Source organism: Hyphomonas sp. UBA3195, assembly GCF_002366485.1.
GTDB lineage: Bacteria > Pseudomonadota > Alphaproteobacteria > Caulobacterales > Hyphomonadaceae > Hyphomonas.
Genome location: NZ_DEXB01000013.1, coordinates 15672 through 32975, shown reverse-complemented (window position 1 = coordinate 32975; position 17304 = coordinate 15672). Strand labels below are relative to the sequence as shown.

Sequence of the window (17304 nt, the reverse complement as noted above, 5' to 3'; positions counted from 1 at the left end):
CCCGGCTAGGACTGGACAAAAGGGAGCGCGACATGGGTATCAGGACAACACTATTGGCATCATCAATTCTCGGCCTGCTGGCGGTCGGCTGTGCGAAGCCGGTGGCTGAGACGGCGCCCGTCGTCGCGGCCACGCCAGAAGTTGTGTCCACCGCCGCGCCGTTACCAGCCTTGACCGGGACAGAAGCGTTCAAAGTGTTCGTTTCGGGAACCGAGATCGGCCACCTGAATGTCGACCATTCCGGCGGTGTGACCAAGGTGGACTTTGAGTACCGCAACAATGGTCGCGGCCCGACCCTTCTCGAGACGGTAACGCTGGACTCGTCCGGACTGCCGGTGGACTGGGATATCACCGGCGCGACGACGTTTGGGAACAAGGTAGAGGAGTCCTTCTCACAGGATGGCCTTCAGGCGAGGTGGACAGATGCGACCGGCAGCGATTCCCGCACGCTTGATTCGGCGACGCTCTACGTGGCCCAGAATGCCAGCCCTTACGCCCTGTGGCTTTATGCCCGGATACTGATGGCAGATGCCGATCAATCCGTTGGTGTTTTGCCTGGCGGTACACTTCAGCTTGAAAAGATGGAGGACCTGACCGTCGCCGGGCCGGAAGGAGATGTGGCGATCAGCGCTTACGCACTGTCCGGGATCGAGTTGAACCCGACTTACATTCTGATGGATTCGAGTGATGCGTTTGTGGGCGTTATTTCGCCGCGCTTTGCCATCTTGCGGGACGGTCTGGAAGCGCATGATGAAATGCTGCGCGCCCGGTCGGTCGAGTATTCCGCCAAGCGGTTTGAGAATATCCAGGCTGAAACGGCGCACAATTACGACGCGCCCGTCCGCATTGCGGATGTCCGCGTGTTCGATCCGGAGACACGGGCCCTGACGGATTCGGTCTCGGTCATGTTCGAAGGCAATCGGATCCGGTCTATCGACGCCCCGGATACGCACCATGAAGGCGAAGTGCTGATTGATGGCGATGGCGGCACGCTGGTGGCGGGCCTTTATGAAATGCACGGGCATCTCGGTCAGAATAGCGCGCTGCTCAACATCGCTGCGGGGGTGACGTCCGTCCGGGACATGGGCAACAACAACGACGTGCTCAGTGAGCTGAATGAAAACATACAGTCCGGGCGTCTCGCCGGTCCGCGTATCATCCGCAGCGGGTTCATCGAAGGAAAGAGCCCGTTCAGCTCCAACAATGGCACACTCGTATCGAGTGAGGAGGAGGCGCTCGAAGCCGTTCGCAAGTATGGCGGTGGAGAATTCCATCAGATCAAGATCTACAATTCCATGAAAGGCGAATGGGTGCCGGCCATGGTTGCAGAAGCGCGCCGCCTCGGCTTGAAAGTGGCCGGGCATGTGCCGGCCTTCTCCAATGCCGACCAGATGATTGCTGCAGGCTATGACGAGATGACCCATATCAATCAGGTCATGCTGGGCTGGGTGCTGGACGAGGGTGAAGACACGCGCACCTTGCTGCGCCTGACCGCGTTGAAGCGTCTCCCATCCCTGGAGATCAGTGATCCAAAGGTACAGGCAACGATCAATGCCATGGCGGAGCATGAAACCGCGATTGATCCGACCCTCGCCATCCATGAAGCTCTGCTCAGGTCTCGCAATGGCCAGCTCCGGGCGGGTGTGGTCGACTATATCGATCACATGCCGGTTGGCGTGCAGCGTTCGGCCAAGACAGCATGGGCCGATATTTCCTCTCCCGAGGATGACGCGGCCTACTGGCAGGCCTTCGACAAGATCATCGAAACGGTCACCGCGATGCATGAGGTGGGCATCCTGCTCGTTCCGGGAACGGATATGGGCGGATCCTTCGTCTATCACCGCGAACTTGAGCTTTATCAGCAGGTCGGCATGACAGCGCCTGAAATCCTCGCCTGGGCCAGCCATGGTATGGCCGAATATGTGGGACAGTCGGACGAGCTTGGGTCTATCGCGCCCGGCAAGCTGGCCGATTTCTTTCTTGTTCCAGGTGACCCAACAGCGGACCTGAAAGCGATCAAGACCATCTCCATGGTTGTGAAGGATGGCACGGTCTATTTCCCGAGCGAAATATATCCTTCATTCGGAATCGAGCCCTTCGCAGCGGCGCCGACTTTGACCGAGTAGGCGGGGGATTCCGCCTTGCGCAGATGCGCGGCTCAGGCTTGGTTGACAGTAGCAGTGGAGGTTTCTACAGGCGCGATCGGAACACACTTTTCTGCATCGGGTTAGCCTGAAGACGGCTCGCCCTCCCTGAAATCCCAGCACGCCCTGGAGGCTGGAATGTTCAAGTCTATCTCCGCCATCGCTGCCCTGCTGTTTGCTGCTGCCATCCTCTATGCCGGCAATGGCTTGCAGAGCACGCTCCTGTCTGTGCGCGGCGACCTGGAAGGCTTCCCGACCGCAATCATCGGTCTTCTGGCCTCAGCCTATTATGCCGGCTTCATCCTCGGTTGCCGCTTCGTGCCTGGCATGATCAAGGGCGTAGGGCATATCCGGGCCTTTGTGGCACTCGCCTCGATCGCGTCGTCCAGTGCGCTGGCGCATATCCTGTTCGTCGATGCCACGCCATGGGCCGTGTTGCGCTTCATTACAGGCTTCAGCTTTGCGGGGCTGACCATGGTGCTGGAAAGCTGGATCAATGAGCGCGCGACGAACGAGAACCGCGGCAAAGTGCTGTCAGTCTATCGCATTGTCGATCTTGGCGCTGTGACCATCGGCAACGGCCTGCTCGCGATTGCCCCGCCTTCGGGCTTCCAGCTGTTCGTTCTGGTTTCCATCCTGATCTCCATCGCGCTCGTCCCGGTGGCGCTGACGCGCTCGGATTCGCCTGCACCGCTGGAGACGGCGAAGCTCGACATTGTTCAGCTTTATCGCGTCTCGCCCGTCGGCGCCGTCGGTGCAGCTGCCGCCGGACTCGCCAATGCCGCTTTCTGGGGCATGGCACCGGTCTATGTGCAGGAAATTGGGTATGGCTCGGCCATGATCGCAGCCTTCATGAGTGCCGCGATCATCGGAGCAGGCTTGTTCCAGTTCCCCATGGGCTCGCTCTCTGACAAGGTAGACCGGCGTTTCGTGATCGTGGGCAGCTCGCTGCTCGGCGCAGGGGCTTCGGCATTGTTGGCAAGCTTTGCTGGCCTGTCCCAAAACGCCTTGCTTGGCTTCAGCTTCCTGTTTGGCGCTTTCATCATACCCGTCTTCGGCATTTGCGCTGCGCATGCCAATGACCATTCCGCGCTCGGCAAGGCCGTCGCCACGAGTGGCGGCCTGCTCCTGCTCTATGGAGTTGGATCGGTGATCGGCGCTCTGGTCGGCGCTCTCGTGATGAGCGCATTTCATCCGGCCGCACTGTTCTGGTATATCTCGGGTGTCTATCTCGTTTTGGCCGTGTTCAGTCTTCTGCGCATAGGCATCAACCGCCCAAGCATCGTCGGCAAGAAAACTCGCTTCATTCCGATGGCAAAAAGCCCGCTAACGCGCGTCTATCGTAAGCGTGCGAAGCCCCAGCCCAAAGCCTAGGCCAGCCCCGGCCGCCACGCATCGCGCAGATGAACGGGCAGGCGACTCGGCGCGATGGCAATGATGTCGTATCGCCAGCCATGGTCTGAATAGCGGGGATGCTTGGCCATCCAATGGTCGGCCGCGCGGGAAATTCGATTCCAGGCATGAAGTGTCACGGCGCCGAGCGCTGCGTTTGCTCGCCGACGTGCCTTTACTTCGACAAAAGCAACTATGCCGGATTTCTCCGCAATCAGATCAATCTCGCCAACCGGCGTGCGCACGCGTTGCGCGAGGATGCGATAGCCCTTGAGGCGGAGGTACAAGGCGGCAAGTGTCTCGCCCGCGCGGCCACGTTTTTCGGCAGCCGTGCGCTTGGCGCTGGGGGCGCGCCCTTCAGCCATCGGCTTTCAGCTGCAGCGCCCGCTGGTAAACGTCGCGCTTCGGCAGACCCAGCGCTTCGGCCACGGCATTGGCTGCGGCCTTGGTCGGCTGGCCATCCAGTGCGTCGCGCAGGGCCGCATCAAGCCGTTCCGGCGTGACTTCATGTTCGCCCGGCGGGCCGACCAGCAATACAATTTCGCCACGTGGCGGGCCGGACTCGGCATAATGCGTGGCCAAATCAGCAAGCGTGCCTCGGCGGGTTTCCTCGAACATCTTGGTCAATTCCCGCGTCACCGCCGCGTCACGGTCCCCCAGCACAGAGGCAAGGTCTGCAAGCGCATCGGCAAGGCGCGGCCCACTCTCATAGAAGATCAGCGTTCCCGGCACGGCTTTCAGCGCTTCGGCGGCTGATTTGCGCGCACCGGATTTTGGCGGCAGGAAGCCTGCGAAAAGGAATTTGTCACTTGGCAGGCCGCTGGCGACCAATCCCGCCAGCATGGCCGAGGCGCCCGGAATGGGGATGACCTTTACGCCAGCCTCCAGCGCCTCGTGCGCCAGTTTCCAGCCCGGATCGGAAACAAGCGGCGTGCCAGCGTCGGAAATCAGCGCGATCTTCGCGCCGCCTTGAAGTGCCCGTATCAGGCCCGGTCTCCGTTCCGCCCCATTGTGGTCATGATAGGGGCTGAGGCGAGCCTTAAGGCCATAGGCAGACATCAGCTTTCCAGCGACGCGTGTGTCCTCTGCCAGCACTTCATCGGCAGCGGTCAGCACGTCCAGCGCGCGCAGGGTGATGTCGCGTAGATTACCGATCGGGGTGGAAACCACATACAGGCCCGGATCCAGAGATACAGCCGGTTGCCCCTTGGGGAGACCGCGCCTAGAGTCGCCAGCGGCGGGAATCGCCCCGGAGTCAGAAGGATCAGGAGATGACATTGCTTCAACCATTGCTCAGGAAGCTTCCCGCGCCAAGTCTTCTGTTGGCATCGCTGCTTCTGGCCACCGCCTGTGCCACAGCGCCTGCTCGCCAGCCAGTGCCCATTGGCACCGGACAGCCCCGCGAGGAGCCTGTTACGGGCGTGCCGCGCGACTTGGGCGACATACCGGGCGAAGAAATCGAAATTGGCGACATGGAAGATTTGGGCGACGCAACGCGCGGCCGAGGCGACCGTGGCTTGACCCCACCCTTCATGCAGGGACGTGAGATCAAGCGGGCCGCCGTGCTGCTGCCCTTTTCTCATCCGAACGCCAATGTCCGCGCCGAGGCGGAAAGCATGTTGGCAGGGATCGAACTTGCCCTGTTTGAATATGCCGACAAGGATTTCCTGATTATCCCAAAGGATACCGCCGGCAAGACCTCCGTTGCCGAGGCCCGCACGGACGAAGCCTTTGAAGACAAGGTAGATGTAATCCTTGGCCCGCTCTTTGGCGCAAACGTGAAAACCGTGCGGGAAATGGCGCGCGAGGAAGATATTCCCGTCATTGCCTTCTCCAATGACCGGTCTGCGGCTGGTGGCGGAGCCTATCTCGCCTCCATCTCGCCGGACGAGGAAGTCCGCCGCGTCATGGAATATGTGGCCGCGCGCGGCGTGGACACGTTTGTTTTCCTTGGCCCACGTTCGGATTACGGGCGTCAGGTCGAGGCCGCGATGCGGTTTGAAGCCTCCCGGCTTGGCGCCGTCATGGCCGCCTCAGCCTTCTATGGCGAGGATAGTGGAGCAGGCGCCGAAGCGCGCCAGATCGCCAGCGTTCTCAAATCCGAACTGGCCGACCGTCCCGGCCGCGTGGCTGTGATGATCCCTGAACGAGGCGTCAAATTGCTCTCGGTAGCACCGTTGCTGCCTTACAACGGCGTCGATATGCGCCAAGTGAAGCTGATCGGCACCTCTTATTGGGACGATTCCAGCATCTGGCGCGAACCGACCCTGCGCGGCGGCTATTATGCTGCCACAGACCCCGGCAACAAGAGCGCCTTCACCGAAGCCTATCGTCGGATCTATGGCCGCGCGCCAACCGATCTGGCTGCACTGGCCTATGATGCAGCCGCATTGACCGTTCGCCTCGCCGCAGATGACAGTCTGACCTATGGCGGCGTGACCGATCCGGACGGCTTTTTCGGAGTAAATGGCCTGTTCCGCTTCCGCATTGACGGCACGTCCGAGCGCGGCTTGGCGGTCATGCAGATCCAGCCCGGTGGCCCTGAACTCGTCGAAGGGGGCGTTCAGTCCTTCCCCACTGGCCAGACCGGCCCAAGCTGAGCCTGATCATTACGTGGCGCGACCTGTGACATTCCCTTGCACCGGCCGGTCACGTCCCCCACATGTGCGGCTGATCTGAGACAATTCTGGAAGACGATAGCCATTCCATGAGCAAGCGCGACTATTACGAGATTTTGGGCGTATCCAAGGATGCGGACGAGAAGCAACTCAAGTCCGCCTACCGCAAGCTGGCGATGAAGTATCATCCGGACCAGAATGCCGGGAATCCTGAAGCCGAAGAGAAATTCAAGGAAGTGGGCGAAGCCTATGCGGTCCTGAGCGATGCTCAGAAGCGTGGTGCCTATGACCGGTTTGGCCATGCCGCCTTTGAAAATGGCGGTGGGGGCGGGGGCAACCCGTTCGGCCAGGGCGGCAATCCGGACGATATCTTCTCTGACCTGTTCAGCCAGGTTTTCGGCGCAGGTGGCTTTGGCGGTGGACGTCGCCGTGGCGGGCCACAGCGCGGTGCAGATTTGCGCTATGATCTGGAAATCACTCTGGCTGAAGCGTGGGCCGGCAAGGAAGAAACCATTCACGTGCCCCAGGCCGTGCCATGTACAGGCTGTGACGGCTCCGGCGCAGCGCCCGGCACCAAGCCGGAAACCTGCGAGACCTGTGACGGCCATGGCCGCGTGCGCGCCCAGCAAGGCTTCTTCACGATGGAGCGCACCTGTGTGCGGTGTTCCGGCAAGGGAAAGATCATCAAGAAGCCCTGTAAGGAATGTGGCGGCGCAGGGCAGGTTCGCGAGGAGCGCAAGCTCCAGGTGAAAATCCCGGCTGGCGTCGAAAGCGGTATGCGCATCCGCCTGTCCGGCGAAGGTGAGCCTGGCGATCAGGGCGGGCCGAGCGGCGACCTCTACATCTTCGTCGATGTCGTCGAGCATGACATCTTCGAACGCGACGGCCCGAACCTCTATTGCCGCGCGCCCGTGCCGATGGCGACGGCTGCACTTGGCGGCGAAATCGAGATCCCGACCATTGATGGCGGCCGCGCCCGCGTCGTGGTGCCGGAAGGCGCCCAGACCGGTCGCAAGCTGCGTCTACGCGGCAAGGGCATGCCGTCCGTGCGGCAGTCAGGCCATACCGGCGACCTGTTCGTGGAGATGTTCGTGGAAACCCCGCGCAACATGACCGCCCGCCAGAAAGAGCTGCTGCGCGAATTCTGCGACTGCACCGGCGCGGATTGCCACCCGGAAAGCGAAGGCTTCCTCGGCCGCATCAAACGCTTCTGGAGCGGCGACGCCGACGAGCACCGCCCGAACTAGCGGCAGGCGTCTGCCCAGCCAAGAACCGTGTCGATCAGGGCCTCTCGTGACCATGAGAAGGAGTGATCGCCGGAAAGCACTACGCCTGTCGTCTCGACACCCGGCTCTGATTTGTAGGTTTCTATCAGCGGCCTGACGATGGCGTCCAGCGGGACGGTTTCATCCTTGTCCGCTCCAACAATCAGCACCGAACGGTTCGCGAAGCTGGGGGCGTAGGTAAGGGCGTCGAACGCCTCGCGATTGTCGATCAGTTCGCTCACCAGGGTTGCGCCATCTGTACCCGCCAGCATCTGCAGGGAATCGCCATAGGCGATGAAGCCCGCTTTCCTGTCCGGATCTGCCGCAAGAACATTCGCCACGACGCCGAAATTCGCAGGAGCGAGCCCTGCGGTGCAGGCAATGGTCTTATCCTTGGCGCCCGCGGCAAGAGCTGCGAAGCCGCCCATGGAATGCCCGATCAGGATCAGCTTGTCCGGGTCGGTCCGATAGGTCTCCGCATTGGCGCGAACGAAATCCGTCGCGGCAGCCACGTCTTCGATCACATACGTGAACGAGAATGTTCCCTCGCTGCCCCACGCGCCGCGATAGTGGAAGAACAGGACGTTGAACCCGTCCGCCCGCAGGGCCTGGGCGAGATCGAGATTCTTCTCGATGCCGGGAAATCCATGCAGCAACAGAACGGTGGGATGGGGGCCGGGGCCATCAGCCACATACATCAATCCGTTCAGGCGCTTTCCGTCGCTCTGGAAGTTCAGCTCGTTAAGCGCTGGCGGATAGTCGATGTCGTATGCAGGTGTAGGCTCCGGTGCCGTCGCCATCGTCTCGTCCAGACTGGCGCAGCTGGATACCAGTGTGAAAAGGGCCAGCGCCGCCGCGAATTGAATTTGGTCTTTCATGTCAGTCTCCCCTGACAGAAGCTTAGGCGGTAATCGTGTCAGCCCAAACAAAATTTCCGGGCTGGAGAGAATCCAGTGGACGGGAACCCTCGCCACCGATGGATCGTTGATCCGGGCATTCATCGCCCGAGAGACACGCCATGCCCTTCAGTTCAGACCCGGAGACGCTCTGCCGCGAAGGCGTGACGGCAGAGGCCATTGGCCTTGTGCGGTCAGACCCGTCGAAGCCCGGCTGGACGCGGCGGCGGTGCGGCCCAGGCTTCACCTACAAGGATGGCAAGGGCCAGACCCTGAAGGGCAAGCGGGCCGAGCGGTGCCGCGCGCTCGTTCTGCCGCCCGCCTGGGAGGACATCTGGATCTGCCCCAATCCGCGTGGCCACATCCAGGCCACCGGACGCGACGAGGCGGGCCGCCTTCAATACCGCTACCACCCGACCTGGTCGGCGGCGCGCAATTCGGCCAAGTTCGATGATCTCATCGCCTTCGGCCATGCCTTGCCGGAACTGCGCCGCCGTGTGCGCCATGATCTCACCTATTCGGATTGCCCGCGCGAGCTTCGCCTCGCCGCCATTGTCCGCCTGCTGGACCGGGGCGCGCTGCGCATCGGCCGGTCGGGCCGCAAGACCTATGGCGCGGTCAGCCTGCGAAAGTCGCATGTCCAGATCGAAGGCCGCAAGATCATCTGTGCCTATAAGGGCAAGGGCGGTACGCCCCGCCGTGTCACCGTGCGCGACAAGCTTCTGGCGAAGACGCTGGATGGGCTCATGGCAGAGAAAGGCGCTTTCCTGTTCCGATCCCGCAAGGTCCGGCCGGCCGCGCAGGATGTGAATGAGTATATCCAGGAAACGCTGGGTCTCTCTTTCACGGCCAAGGATTTCCGGACATGGAAAGGCAGCGTCGCCGCCGTCAATGCGCTGGCCCGCGCCGAGAGCGTGACGGTGAAGGCAATTACCCATGCCGCGGCGGATGCGCTGGGCAATACGCCGGCCATCGCGAAATCCTCCTACATCCATCCCGCAATTCTCGACCTCGCGCGCGACAAGCGCCGTCCGCACGAGGTCTGCGAGGCGGCAGAAGACCTTGAGGACGAGGCCCTTTTGCTGGCCGTGCTGGAGGCGGTACAACCGCAAGCCTGACAATGGCTGCGCGCTGCAATTGCCCTGCCGGGGCAAGCCTCTATGGTGGCCACCAGATCGGCCGGAGCAGGGGGCAGACTTGGACATTTCACATCTCGATTGGGAGAGGCGGCGCTGGGTGCGCGAAGCCGTGCAGCGCATCAATGCCGACTTCAACCGGTCTGCCGACACGCATCTGATCAAGGTGGACCTGCCCGGCTTTCCGGACCAGACGCTTTACCTGAAGGACGAGTCCACGCATCCGACCGGCAGTCTGAAGCACCGGCTTGCGCGCTCGCTCTATCTGTTCGCGCTTTGCAATGGCTGGATAGGTCCGGACACGGTGATCGTGGAAAGCTCGTCCGGCTCCACCGCCGTGTCGGAGGCCTACTTTGCCCGCCTCTTGGGCCTGCGGTTCATCGCGGTTGTGCAAGAGGGCGTCTCGCGCAGCAAGATCGACCAGATCGCGTTCTATGGCGGCGAAACCCGCGCCGTCGCGCCAGCCGACATCTATGCCGAAGCGCAGCGGATTACAGCAGAACTGGGGGGCCATTACATGGACCAGTTCACCTATGCCGAGCGCGTTACCGATTGGCGCGGCAACAACAACATTGCCGAAAGCCTGTTCTCGCAATTGGCCATGGAGGCCCATGCCCTGCCGGACTGGGTGGTGATGAGCGCCGGCACCGGCGGCACATCGGCCACGATCGGCCGGTTTATCCGCTATCGCTGTGACATCGCCGCGAAGACGTCGCTCTGCGTCGCGGACCCGGAAAACTCGGTCTTTTATGATCACTATGAAACGGGCGACCCGGATATCCGTATCGGGACGAAGTCTCGTATTGAAGGTATTGGTCGCCCGCGCGTGGAAGCTTCATTCCAGCCAGACGTGATAGACCGGATGATGCGCGTGCCGGATGCGGCGTCCATCGCCACGATCCACTGGCTGCAGGATATTCTTGGCCGGCGCTGTGGCGGATCGACCGGCACCAATGTATGGGCAGCACTAACCTTGTTGCGCGAAATGCGCGCCGCCGGACAAGCGGGCAGCGTCGCGACCCTCATTTGCGATGGGGGCGAGCGCTATCTTGACACCTATTATGATGATGCCTGGATCGCCTCTCAGGGGTTGGACCTCATGCCATACCTCGTCAGCTTGCAAGAATTCACGCGAGACTGATCGCTCCATCGCATGAGCAACATGACGCCGCTTCGCATTTCCAACCGAGAGGCTCGCCGGCTTTGGTTATGGACCAATGGGCTCGCCGAAACGCCGACCGGAAAGCTCGATGTGATGGGCATGCTCCACGCCCTTGGCTTCGTGCAGATTGATACAATTCGCAATGTGACCCGTGCCCATCACCACATTCTGTGGAGCCGAAACCAGAACTATCGCGAAGAGATGCTTTGGCCGCTTTTGGGTAGAGATCGTCAGATCTTTGAACATTTCACCCATGATGCCTCGCTCATTCCCATGGCGTATCTGCCATACTGGCAGCGGCAATTTCGTCGCCTCGGTGCCAAAGTGGCCCGGCATGAATGGTTCCAGTCCGGCCTTGCGCAAGAACAGATTGCCCAGATCCGCGCCCGGATCGAAGCTGAAGGCGCTTTGTCGACGCACGCCTTCGACACCAAGGCCACCAGTCGCGAAATGTGGGCCCGGCCACCGCACAAGAGAGCACTCGACCAGATGTGGTATGCGGGAGACCTCGCCACCTGTTACCGACAGAATTTCGTCAAATACTACAATCTTCCAGATCGTGTTTTTCCTGCCCCTCTTCGCGATGGGCCGCCGGATCACGAGCAGATAGACTGGCTCTGCCAGAACGCGATCGATCGGCTCAGCTTTGGCACAACCGGCGAAATCCAGCGCTTCTGGCAAGCGATGAGTTCGGCAGAGGCAAAGTCATGGGTGATGAGCGCCAAGCATCTGGTTCCGGTCGAGATCGAGTGCTCGAACCGGCGAACGGTTCTCGCCTATGCAACTCCCGACATCGAAACCCGCTTGGCGACGGCTCCGGCGCCGACAAGCCGCCTGCGTATCCTCAATCCATTTGATCCGGCGGTGCGAGATCGAAACCGCCTCGAACGGCTCTTCGGATTTGACTATCGCAATGAAATGTTCGTTCCCGCCGCCAAGCGCCGCTGGGGGTACTATGTCTACCCGCTTCTCGAAGGGGACCGTTTCACGGGGCGTATCGAAATCAAGGCAGATCGGGCGAAGGGGTGGATGAGCGTGACCGGCTTTTGGCCCGAGCCGAACGTCAAATGGACCCCGGCTCGCCACGATAAACTGAACGCCGAGCTTACCCGATTTGCCCGCCTCGCCGGGATCGGGGACGTCAGATGGGCCATCTGAAGAAACCTGAATCCCACATCCCGCCAAGTGGTCACATCCGGCCGAAGGGTGAAGGGCCTGTGATCGTGATCTGCTCTCTTTGAAATGTTGTCACACTTTGTCAGCATAGTCTAAAGAAGCAGCGACCAACCGCCCGAATAGCGAGTTCATCATGAGCATTACGATCTATCACAATGCAGACTGCGGCACGTCTCGCAATGTGCTTGAAATTATCCGCCAAAGCGGCGTTGAGCCGGATGTCGTCCAATACCTTCAGCGCGGTTGGACGCGGGAATTGCTGGCGGGTTTGCTGGCCGCAGCGGGACTGACACCGCGTGAAGCTTTGCGCACGTCCAAGAGCCCGGCCGAGGAGCTTGGTCTGACGGATCCGGCGGTGGATGATTCCATACTTTTCGAAGCCATGCTGAAACATCCCATTCTCGTGAACCGACCAATTGTTGTTACCAAAAAAGGGACGGCGCTGTGCCGTCCCTCTGAGAAAGTATTCGATCTGTTGGACAACCCGCCTGCCAGCTTCACAAAGGAAGACGGCGAGACGATCCAGTCCGGTCAGGTTTGAACCTAGGCCATTTCGGTTTCGGCCTTTGCCTGTTCCAGCCAGACACGTGCGTCGGCTTCATCGGCAAGCTCATAGACTTTCAACTCGGTGTCGGGCAGGGCCACCGCCTGCATCTTCGCCGACTGGCGTACCCATGCCTGGTCGGTGAGAACAGCGACCTTGCCAAAGCGTTTCTGTAGGGCAAAGAACTCAGCCTTGCGTGACCAGTCGCTGGCGACATTGTGGAGCGTGCCCAGATCCATATGCTGCAATCGCACCAGCAGGCTGCCGGGATCCTCCGCGTCAGTCTGCTCCATGATTTCATCAACAGCTTCCGGCATGGTGTCGGGGTTCAGTTCGCCCTGCGCGTCGATGGTGGTGAGGTGATTGGTTTCAGCTTGGATTGTATAAGGCATGAGTCTCCTGATGGGGTTGCTTCTTCATAAGCAACGGCTTGAGGAGGGGAGCGTTCCCGACCAATTACATATCGGTGGAAGCGCGAAAAAAAGCCCGGCCCAGGCAAGCCTGGACCGGGAGAGGATTGAACAGATTGTGAGTAAGTTTCTGGGAGGAAGTTTAAATCCGTTCAATGATGATTGCCGGAGCCATGCCACCAGCCGCGCACATGGTGACCAGGCCATAGCGACCGCCAGAACGTTCGAGCTCGTCCAGCGCGGTGCCGATCAGGATGGAGCCAGTGGCACCAATCGGGTGGCCGAGCGCCATAGCGCCGCCATTGATGTTCACTTTTTCCCGGTCCAGCTTGAGATCGCGGATGAACTTTTCGGCCACGACCGAGAAGGCTTCGTTGATTTCGTAAACGTCGATATCGTCTGTGGTCAGGCCGGCTTTTTCCAGCACTTTCTTGGCTGCCGGAACCGGCGCGTTCAGCATCAGGGTTGGATCGTCGCCCATGTTTGCCGTGGCTACGATGCGGGCACGTGGCTTCAGGCCGTTCTTGTCGGCATATTCTTTCGAAGTGACGAGGATTGCGGCTGCGCCGTCCACAACACCGGAAGAGTTACCGGCATGATGGACATGGTTCATCTTGCCTTCGAGTTGTGGGTATTTCTTGGTGACCATCGCGCCATAGGTGTTTCCCTGGTCATCGACCGGGATTTCCATGAACATGTTGAAGACGGTTTTCAGGCCGGAGAGGCTTTCCATCGTCGTGCTGGGGCGCGGGAACTCGTCCTTGTCGAGCGCCAGTGTGCCGTCGCGATTGTAGACAGGGATCAGGGACTTGTCGAAACGGCCTTCATCCATGGCGCGTTTGGCGCGCTGCTGGGAGGTCACGGCCAGCTGGTCAACGGCTTCGCGGTCTATGCCTTCCAACGTGGCGATCGCATCTGCGCAGACGCCTTGCTGTGACTGCGGGTGCATCTCGCGCAAGTGAAGGTTGCCGGCGTCCATCATTGGTGGATTTTTTGGATCAGCCGTCGATGCGGTGTAGCTCATCATCTCACAGCCGCCCGCGATTACGCAGTCTTCCATACCGGACATGATCTGCGCAGCAGCGAGGGAAACGGTGGTAATGCCAGAGCCGCAGAAGCGGTCCAGCGTAACGCCGGAGGCTTTCACGTCGAAGCCCGCATCAAGGGCCGCCATACGACCCATATCGGCGCCTTGCGCGCCGCGCTGGCTGGATGTGCCCCAGATGACATCATCTACGGTGGCCGTATCAAGATTGTTGCGGTCGCGGATCGCGCTCAGCACGGTTGCGCCCAGATGCTGTGGATGCAGGTGCGCGAGCGACCCTTTTCCAACCTTGCCAATGCCTCGCGGCGTGCGCACGGCGTCAATAATATAGGCCTCAGCCATCTGGTCTCTCCCTTGGGTTTATTATTTTCCCAAGTTTACGCGCACGTAAGCGTAAATCCAGCCGTGACGTCGGGTTATGCAGGTCAACTGTTTTTGGGGCTGTTCGGAACGGTCCAGTTTGTATTTCATTAACTATCGGGTAATCGGGAACAAACGGGGAGATCTGCATGGCCGACGACGCGAACGACCTGTCACAGGATGACATCGCCTATTTCGCGAACCGCCCGTCACCCGAATACGACGAAGTGGTATTGCAGGCCGACTATGCCGCGCGCGCCGCAATCAGCTTCTATCGGTTTCGCCAGCTTGGCGGCGGTCGCAATGGCACGACGCCCGAAACCAAAATGAAATTCGGCAAATCGACAGGGCGGGGCATTCATTATGTCTCCGACCATCCGCAGGTCCGCATTTTGAACTTGTCGGTTATCGCATTGCTCATTCTGTTTGAAAGCGCGGCCAATGCGTACTTCTTTGCGCAGCAGAGCGAGTTCGGCATCTCCGGCGGCATCTTCCAGGCTGCGGCGGTCTCGCTCGCCAATGTCGCCACCAGCTATTTCATCATCGGTTTCTGGGGCCTGCGCCATGCCTCGATCGGACTGGATCCAAACAAGAAATTCTGGGAGTTCGACGCCCGCAATGTGACCAAATGGTTTGGCGTGCTGGCTGTGGCACTTGGCATCGTCATTGTGCTGCTGGTGAATCTGTCAGCTGCGCACTATCGCAATCTGCTCGATCTCAAGGCCACACTTGGAGATACTCCAGGCGCTTTCGATGCCTTCAATCAACATACGTCTACGTTCCCACGGTTCTTCATAGATTCAGATATTTGCCAATCCATCCTGCAATCGCCCATGGGCGAGTCCATAGGCAGCGCCGCCACGAATGCCATGTGTCGGCCGTTTGCTTTGCATTCCCTGGATGCCATGGTCCTGTTTGCCCTTGGCCTTGCCATATCGGCCATCGCTGCCTTTGAGGGGCGCAAGGCGGATGCATCCTTCCCCGGTTTCAGCGATGCTGCCCGTGGCATCGAGCGCTCTCGAAGAGACCTTCAGGATGCGCTGGACGACTACTATGAAAGCTATGAAGACGCGCTCGAGGATGCCGAGAAGGATTTTGGCAAGCTCAGCCCGAAGCAGAAGGTGGGGCTCCGTAGAGCGATGGATGCGCGGGTGTCGCCCTTCCGCCGCCTGCTTGAGACAGACCCTGACATCATGCGTGATGAATTCGACGTGCCGGAAGAGGTTGTCGAGCATATTTCCGGCAAGAAACCAAAAATCATGCCGCGCGCGGAGAATGACGCATGAGCCGCAGGCGCAGACAACGCCAGCGCCGGATGGCCTATATCAATTTCGCGATAATCGCCCTGCTGATCGCCGGCGGCGTGGCGGCGTTCCAGTTCCTCAAGCCCGTCCCCTATGACGAGCAAACGCTCTGTCTGCTGAGCGACGAGTTGCCGCCGCACACCGCCATTATTCTCGACAAGACGGATGAGTATGACGAAAGCCAGGCCGATCTCATTGCCGACCTGATCCGCCGCTCGCGCGACCGGCTCGAAGTGGGCGAGCGCCTGTCCATGTTCGAACTTGACGCCGAAGGCCAGTTCGATCCACGCGGCGAATTCTCGCTGTGCAATCCGGGCCGGGGCGGGCAGGTGAACCCGCTCTTCCGTAATCCCCGGATGATCGAGGAGCGCTACGCGACCCTTTTCGAAACACCGATGGATGCGGTGATCGATGATCTCGTCGTACCAAAGGAAGCCCCCTCCAGCCCGATCCTCGAAGCAATGGCACGGCTCGGCCAGACGGAGAACTTCTCACCCGACGCGCCCGCCCGCCGGATCGTCATCGTGTCCGATATGCTCCAGAATTCCGATCTGTTCTCAGCCTATGGCGGCGGAGGCACGCTTCCCGCCAACATGCCGCGCGCGCGTGATGTGGCTGAGGCGGTCGAGCGCCGCTATGGGCGGTCCCTATCCGGCGTAGACTTGGAGATTCGGTTGATTCCGCGCGGACGCTATACCGACATGCAACGCGGCGCGTTGAAGGAATACTGGAACGAGGTCTTTTCCGAATTGGGCCTGCAGGCCGACTGGCGAGACCTGTAGCGCCCACGGCCATTCTTCCCTGCATTTTGTCCGCACGCCCGCTTGTGGCATAATGCGGGAAAAGGATGCATCCATGGGAGGATTGCCAACAACCCGGACCGACGAGCCTCGTCTCGTTCAGCACGCTGTTTTGCTCAGCCTGTTGCTCGGCCTCTTGTTGTTTCTTGCACCGCCAGCCTGGTCGAATACCAATGATCAGCAAATCATCCCGTTCGAGATGGATTCCCAAGACCGGTTGATGGCCGAAATCTCATTTGAAAACGGGTCAACCGCTACGGCGCTTATCGATACGGCCGCCACTTTGCCGATGATTGGCGGGGCCACAGCGCGCTCGGCCAATGTCGGGGTGATCGAGGGACAGGAGCAATTTGTCGAGATACTTGGCCTTGGCGGCAAGGAAACGTTCCCCTTGATCGATTTGCCAAGTCTAAGGACAGGCTCGATTGCCCTGAGCCAGGTGCCTGCCGCCCTTGATAGCAAGATCGCCGTCAGCGGCGTGCGCAATGTACTGCCCATCAGTGCACTGACGGGCAACGTCGTGGATTTCGATTTCGACCAGGGACATGTGACGGCCTATGATCGGCGCCCGGCCGGGCGAATGCGAGAAGTCCTCTGCAAACGGCCCCTCGTTGTTCGCAACGGACTCTATTTCGTGCAGGTTACGATCAATGGCCGGCGGGGGCTCGCCCTCATAGATACAGGTTCGACCATTACTTACATGAATTCGAAATTTGCGAGCCATGCCGGTACCAAAGTCAATGAGGATGAAACCAAGCGCCTGCTTGGGATAACCGGCGACGACTACAATATGCACGTTGCCCACGTTTCCCGTTTTGAACTGGATGACGTCGACATGACGGGGTTCAACATGATCGTATCAGACCCCGCCCTGTTCGAACATCTGGGCATGGCTGACGAACCGGTCATGATCCTTGGTATGGACTTTCTGTCACAATTCCGTGTACAGATAGATCGCGAGAATAATCTGCTCTATTTGCGAATTCGTCATAGCACAGCCAAGAAATGCCTGGTCTGCATGGAAGTGCAGTCCTATCGCAGGCGGTAATGTA

Annotated in this window: 16 protein-coding genes; 11 read left to right on the top strand and 5 right to left on the bottom strand. The window is 60.2% G+C overall.

The features are described from left to right. The first annotated feature begins 32 nt into the window (after window positions 1-32). Window positions 33-2126 (top strand): amidohydrolase family protein, encoded by a 2094-nt coding sequence (locus tag B2344_RS03815; RefSeq protein ID WP_290484698.1) that lies wholly within the window; start codon window positions 33-35, stop codon window positions 2124-2126. A 156-nt stretch (window positions 2127-2282) separates the two neighbouring features. Then, entirely contained in the window at window positions 2283-3518 is a 1236-nt protein-coding gene (locus B2344_RS03810) for an MFS transporter (protein WP_206991062.1), read from the top strand. On the opposite strand, the gene B2344_RS03805 is transcribed toward B2344_RS03810, so the two are convergent. Continuing rightward, the gene (locus B2344_RS03805; protein WP_206991061.1) at window positions 3515-3901 is read right to left on the bottom strand and encodes a YraN family protein; all 387 of its coding nucleotides are present in this window, start codon (window positions 3899-3901) and stop codon (window positions 3515-3517) included. The genes B2344_RS03810 and B2344_RS03805 overlap by 4 nt on opposite strands. Next, window positions 3894-4706, bottom strand: coding sequence for a 16S rRNA (cytidine(1402)-2'-O)-methyltransferase (gene rsmI, locus B2344_RS03800; protein WP_290484697.1), 813 nt, complete (start codon window positions 4704-4706; stop codon window positions 3894-3896). The genes B2344_RS03805 and rsmI overlap by 8 nt, the downstream gene beginning before the upstream one ends. 101 nt (window positions 4707-4807) lie before the next feature. Here rsmI and B2344_RS03795 point away from each other — a divergent pair, with 101 nt between their 5' ends. Next, a complete protein-coding gene (locus B2344_RS03795) occupies window positions 4808-6136 on the top strand; it encodes a penicillin-binding protein activator (RefSeq protein ID WP_290484696.1) in 1329 nt (442 codons plus the stop codon). 107 nt (window positions 6137-6243) lie between these two features. Beyond that, on the top strand, window positions 6244-7401 hold the full coding sequence (gene dnaJ, locus B2344_RS03790) for a molecular chaperone DnaJ (protein ID WP_206991058.1): 1158 nt from the start codon (window positions 6244-6246) through the stop codon (window positions 7399-7401). On the opposite strand, the gene B2344_RS03785 is transcribed toward dnaJ, so the two are convergent. Continuing rightward, a complete protein-coding gene (locus B2344_RS03785) occupies window positions 7398-8297 on the bottom strand; it encodes an alpha/beta hydrolase family protein (protein ID WP_290482317.1) in 900 nt (299 codons plus the stop codon). The genes dnaJ and B2344_RS03785 overlap by 4 nt on opposite strands. Before the next feature lie 140 nt (window positions 8298-8437). Here B2344_RS03785 and B2344_RS03780 point away from each other — a divergent pair, with 140 nt between their 5' ends. From B2344_RS03780 to arsC, 4 genes are all read left to right on the top strand, one after another. Beyond that, window positions 8438-9433, top strand: a complete 996-nt coding sequence (locus tag B2344_RS03780; protein WP_290484695.1) for a DNA topoisomerase IB — start codon at window positions 8438-8440, stop codon at window positions 9431-9433. 79 nt (window positions 9434-9512) lie between these two features. Next, the gene (locus B2344_RS03775; RefSeq protein WP_290484694.1) at window positions 9513-10592 is read left to right on the top strand and encodes a PLP-dependent cysteine synthase family protein; all 1080 of its coding nucleotides are present in this window, start codon (window positions 9513-9515) and stop codon (window positions 10590-10592) included. 12 nt (window positions 10593-10604) lie between these two features. Then, window positions 10605-11771, top strand: a complete 1167-nt coding sequence (locus B2344_RS03770; protein ID WP_290482722.1) for a winged helix-turn-helix domain-containing protein — start codon at window positions 10605-10607, stop codon at window positions 11769-11771. Between the two features lie 151 nt (window positions 11772-11922). Beyond that, window positions 11923-12330, top strand: coding sequence for an arsenate reductase (glutaredoxin) (gene arsC, locus B2344_RS03765; protein ID WP_349679544.1), 408 nt, complete (start codon window positions 11923-11925; stop codon window positions 12328-12330). A gap of 2 nt (window positions 12331-12332) precedes the next feature. Here arsC and B2344_RS03760 read toward each other — a convergent pair whose 3' ends face one another. Both B2344_RS03760 and B2344_RS03755 read right to left on the bottom strand, forming a co-directional pair. Next, complete coding sequence (locus tag B2344_RS03760; RefSeq protein ID WP_034811103.1) at window positions 12333-12725, bottom strand: STAS/SEC14 domain-containing protein; 393 nt, start codon at window positions 12723-12725, stop codon at window positions 12333-12335. Window positions 12726-12885: 160 nt separating this feature from the next. Then, the gene (locus B2344_RS03755) at window positions 12886-14130 is read right to left on the bottom strand and encodes an acetyl-CoA C-acetyltransferase (protein WP_206991054.1); all 1245 of its coding nucleotides are present in this window, start codon (window positions 14128-14130) and stop codon (window positions 12886-12888) included. A 167-nt stretch (window positions 14131-14297) separates the two neighbouring features. On the opposite strand from B2344_RS03755, the gene B2344_RS03750 reads away from it, so the two are divergent. The 3 genes from B2344_RS03750 to B2344_RS03740 all read left to right on the top strand — a co-directional run bounded on the left by B2344_RS03750 (window position 14298) and on the right by B2344_RS03740 (window position 17300). After that, on the top strand, window positions 14298-15434 hold the full coding sequence (locus B2344_RS03750; protein ID WP_290484693.1) for a hypothetical protein: 1137 nt from the start codon (window positions 14298-14300) through the stop codon (window positions 15432-15434). Beyond that, window positions 15431-16234 (top strand): hypothetical protein, encoded by an 804-nt coding sequence (locus B2344_RS03745; RefSeq protein ID WP_206991052.1) that lies wholly within the window; start codon window positions 15431-15433, stop codon window positions 16232-16234. Before B2344_RS03750 ends, B2344_RS03745 begins: the two co-directional genes overlap by 4 nt. Before the next feature lie 73 nt (window positions 16235-16307). Continuing rightward, a complete protein-coding gene (locus B2344_RS03740) occupies window positions 16308-17300 on the top strand; it encodes an aspartyl protease family protein (protein ID WP_290484692.1) in 993 nt (330 codons plus the stop codon). Window positions 17301-17304 lie beyond the last annotated feature (4 nt).

Bases quoted from the DNA above. Each gene is read 5' to 3' on its own strand.
- B2344_RS03815 (WP_290484698.1), top strand. From the start codon at position 33: ATGGGTATCAGGACAACACTATTGGCATCATCAATTCTCGGCCTGCTG.
- B2344_RS03810 (WP_206991062.1), top strand. From the start codon at position 2,283: ATGTTCAAGTCTATCTCCGCCATCGCTGCCCTGCTGTTTGCTGCTGCC.
- B2344_RS03805 (WP_206991061.1), bottom strand. From the start codon at position 3,901: ATGGCTGAAGGGCGCGCCCCCAGCGCCAAGCGCACGGCTGCCGAAAAA.
- B2344_RS03795 (WP_290484696.1), top strand. From the start codon at position 4,808: ATGACATTGCTTCAACCATTGCTCAGGAAGCTTCCCGCGCCAAGTCTT.
- dnaJ (WP_206991058.1), top strand. From the start codon at position 6,244: ATGAGCAAGCGCGACTATTACGAGATTTTGGGCGTATCCAAGGATGCG.
- B2344_RS03785 (WP_290482317.1), bottom strand. From the start codon at position 8,297: ATGAAAGACCAAATTCAATTCGCGGCGGCGCTGGCCCTTTTCACACTG.
- B2344_RS03780 (WP_290484695.1), top strand. From the start codon at position 8,438: ATGCCCTTCAGTTCAGACCCGGAGACGCTCTGCCGCGAAGGCGTGACG.
- B2344_RS03770 (WP_290482722.1), top strand. From the start codon at position 10,605: ATGAGCAACATGACGCCGCTTCGCATTTCCAACCGAGAGGCTCGCCGG.
- arsC (WP_349679544.1), top strand. From the start codon at position 11,923: ATGAGCATTACGATCTATCACAATGCAGACTGCGGCACGTCTCGCAAT.
- B2344_RS03760 (WP_034811103.1), bottom strand. From the start codon at position 12,725: ATGCCTTATACAATCCAAGCTGAAACCAATCACCTCACCACCATCGAC.
- B2344_RS03755 (WP_206991054.1), bottom strand. From the start codon at position 14,130: ATGGCTGAGGCCTATATTATTGACGCCGTGCGCACGCCGCGAGGCATT.
- B2344_RS03750 (WP_290484693.1), top strand. From the start codon at position 14,298: ATGGCCGACGACGCGAACGACCTGTCACAGGATGACATCGCCTATTTC.
- B2344_RS03745 (WP_206991052.1), top strand. From the start codon at position 15,431: ATGAGCCGCAGGCGCAGACAACGCCAGCGCCGGATGGCCTATATCAAT.
- B2344_RS03740 (WP_290484692.1), top strand. From the start codon at position 16,308: ATGGGAGGATTGCCAACAACCCGGACCGACGAGCCTCGTCTCGTTCAG.